The organism is Roseibium sp. RKSG952, from assembly GCF_009711355.1.
This window is the reverse complement of sequence record NZ_SMMF01000189.1, coordinates 1-343: the sequence shown is the minus strand read 5'-3', so window position 1 is coordinate 343 and position 343 is coordinate 1. Positions and strand designations below refer to the sequence as shown.

General features: G+C 57.7%; 1 protein-coding gene. It reads right to left on the bottom strand.

Annotated features, from left to right (window positions below; translation table 11 throughout):
• Window positions 1–343 (bottom strand): hypothetical protein (locus tag E1297_RS48755; RefSeq protein ID WP_196223077.1); only part of this gene is annotated, 343 nt, incomplete at both ends.

Sequence of the window (343 nt, the reverse complement as noted above, 5' to 3'; positions counted from 1 at the left end):
CGATGAGAGCTGTTGCGTGAGGCTGGCTTCGTTATCATCCACTTTTGACGACACGCTGGTGAGGCTCTGCGCCTGAGATGACAGCGTATTGTTGATGCCACTGACGCTGGTATTTAACGACTGGATGGCCGACGCCTGCCCGCTGATATCGCCCTCAGCGTCCTCGATGCTGTTTTGCAAGGACGAAATCTGCTGTCCGTGCGTTGTGATCGCGCCTTCATTGTCCTCGACAGTCTGCCTCAGCGCATTGACCGATGCGACCGTTGCACGGGTATTGCTCAGGCCGGTGACGCTGGTTTCCAGCGTGTTGATCCGGTTGCCATGGGCGTTCAGCGTCGTTCCG